At 70.4% G+C, this 2,351-nt stretch carries 2 protein-coding genes and 1 pseudogene; all 3 read right to left on the bottom strand.

The window, feature by feature from the left end; all coding sequences use genetic code 11:
* Positions 1 to 1,552 (bottom strand): DUF1800 domain-containing protein (locus HV675_RS32005; protein ID WP_175115461.1); only part of this gene is annotated, 1,552 nt, incomplete at its 3' end.
* Positions 1,553 to 1,627: 75 nt separating this feature from the next.
* A complete protein-coding gene (locus HV675_RS32000) occupies positions 1,628 to 2,152 on the bottom strand; it encodes a periplasmic heavy metal sensor (RefSeq protein WP_175115460.1) in 525 nt (174 codons plus the stop codon).
* Positions 2,149 to 2,351 (bottom strand): annotated as a pseudogene (locus tag HV675_RS31995) (hypothetical protein); the annotation flags it as partial. The gene HV675_RS32000 and the pseudogene HV675_RS31995, both read right to left, overlap by 4 nt.

Raw genomic sequence — 2,351 nt, 5'->3', positions numbered from 1 at the left:
CGAGCCGCTGCGCGAGCTCGACGCGGCGCAACAGCGCGTCGGGCGAGGCCCAGCTCGCGGCGACGTCGTCGTAGCCGGCGGGCGAACCTGGGCGCCATACCGGCTGGCCGAGCTGGGTGAGGAGCGGCGCGGCCTGCAGGTTGCCGAGATCGCGCCAGCCGAGCCCGCGCATCGCCGAGATCGTCCACTCCCACGGCGATTTGAATTTGGTGGCGACCGGCGACCAGGCTTGCGGCGCATCGATCAGTGCGCGATAGACGCTCGGCAGATCGCCGCCGCTTTGTGTGAACGCGTCGGCGAGCCGCGCGACGACGGCCGGCGGCGGTGTGTCGGATACGAAGTGGCGCGCGAGCTTGTCCGCGACATGGTGCGCGGTGGCGGGCGACGCCGCGAAGTCATGGAGGATGGCGAGCGGCTGCGCTTCACCGCTTTGTTCGTAGCGCCGTCCTGTTACGGTGCGTGGGCCGGGTTCGTGCAGCGCGGCGCGAAATACGAAGCGGCCGGGTTGTGCAGCGTCGTTGCTGGCGCTGTTGCCATTGCTGTTGCCACCGCCGTTGCCGCCATCGCCACCGCGACCGCCGTCGCGCGCGGGCGGCAGTGCGATGCTCCAGCCGGTCAGCGCACGTGCGAATTCGGTGACGTCCGCTTGCGTATAGCCGCTGCGTGCGCCGAGCGTATGCAGCTCCATGATCTCGCGCGCGAGATTTTCGTTGAGCCCGCGCGGGCGCGCGGCCGGGTTGCGCTGCGCGGCGCGCATGGCCGCAACGCTGTCGGGGCCGACCGAGTTGTTCTGATCGAGAAACAGCTGCATGGCGGGATGGCGTTCGACGGCGATCAGCATGTCTTCGAAGCGGCCGAGCACGTGCGGGCGAATCGCCTCGACTTCGAACGAGCCCGCCAGCACCGCGACCTGGGGCTTTTCGGTCGAGATCGCGAAGTGGTTCGCCCAGAAATGCACGAGGCGCTCGACGAACGGCGTTTCAGTGTTGAGCGCACTGAGTACGCGCGCGTTGACCGCATCGCGGTAGGTTGTGACGATGTCCGCACGCAGCGCTTTGCGTGCCTCTTGCGCGGCGGATGGTGCACCGGCCTGTGCGGTGGACGACGGTATGCTGGCGCTCGCATTGGATGCCGGCGACATCGAAGGTCCGCTTCGAGCCGGGCGGGCGCCGCCGTCGCCGGCGTTCGCGAGCATCTCGCGTGGACCCGCGCTTGCGCCGCCGGTCGGCGAGCCGTTGAGCGTATCGCTTTGCATGCGGTTCGCCGCGCTCGCGGCAGCCGCGGGCGTCTGCGCACCCGGTTGACTGGCCGCCGATCCGTCCTTGCCCTGCTTGCGCATTTCGCGCATCTCGCGGCGGCGTTGCGCGAAGTCGGTGACGAGCGACGCGGAATCGGGTTCATTCGCCCACGCGGCCGGCCGCGCATCGTAACGGTCGAACTGCGCGAGCAGCCAGGCTTTCGGATCGGCCGGCGCGGGCTCGTTGGCGTTCGCGCCAAGGCCGAAGCGGTTCAGCGCGATCGCGGCGGAGTGAGCGGCAGCGGCATCGTTCATCGGTATTCCTCACGGCGTCGGATATGTCCGTTAAACGAGCGGTGCGCGTCGATCCGTCGCGGCATCCGGAAAAATTTATTGGCTAGCCGGTTGCTTCGGCGCCGGTTGCCGCCATTGGCCGTGCTCCCTGAGGCTGTCGGCGAACTGCGCGCGCTCCTGTGGCGACAGTGTCGCGGCAAAGCTCGCGACGCTTTGTTCGACACGCGCGCGCAACGCCGCGTCCGCATTACGAGTGCGGGCAAGCGCCGCGTCGAGCGCCGGGCGGTCCAGATCCGGCGCGGCGAGCAGGCGCAGCACGTCGCTGCGTCCGTCGCGGCCGGAGCGGATATACGCGCGGCCGTCGCGGCGCGCTTCGCGCAGCGTCTGCGCGAACTGTTCGCGGCGTGCGTCGGAGAGCTGGTCCGCGGCGTCGCGCAGCGCGTGCTGCTGCGCTTGTGGCTGGGCTTGCCCCCCCGCTTGTGCGTCGCTTCGCAGCGCGCCGCCCGTTGCGTGAGGACGGTTCGCGAGCCATTGCCAGGTGCCGCCGGCGATCGCGCCGAGCACGAACACGTTGAGCACCAGCGAGCCGGCGAGTGCCCATTTCAGCGAGCGCTCGTTCATTGGCCGCTCCAGTCTGCGGACGAACCGTCGAAGCTGGTCGCAAGCTGCGGCGCATCGATGCCCGCGCCCGCGGTGACGGCCGGCGGCGGGTTGCCGGCGAGCAGCGTGAACGACACGACGAACGCGCCGGCCAGCGCACCCGCGAGTCCCGCGCCGACGAACGCGGCGCCCGACCACCAGACGCGCGCCCGGCGCGAAC

The sequence above is a fragment of the Paraburkholderia solisilvae genome (genome assembly GCF_902859875.1).
Classification (GTDB): domain Bacteria; phylum Pseudomonadota; class Gammaproteobacteria; order Burkholderiales; family Burkholderiaceae; genus Paraburkholderia; species Paraburkholderia solisilvae.
Note: the sequence above shows the minus strand (reverse complement) of the source record. Positions and strands in the feature narration are given on the sequence as shown.

Bases quoted from the DNA above. Each gene is read 5' to 3' on its own strand.
- HV675_RS32000 (WP_175115460.1), bottom strand. From the start codon at position 2,152: ATGAACGAGCGCTCGCTGAAATGGGCACTCGCCGGCTCGCTGGTGCTC.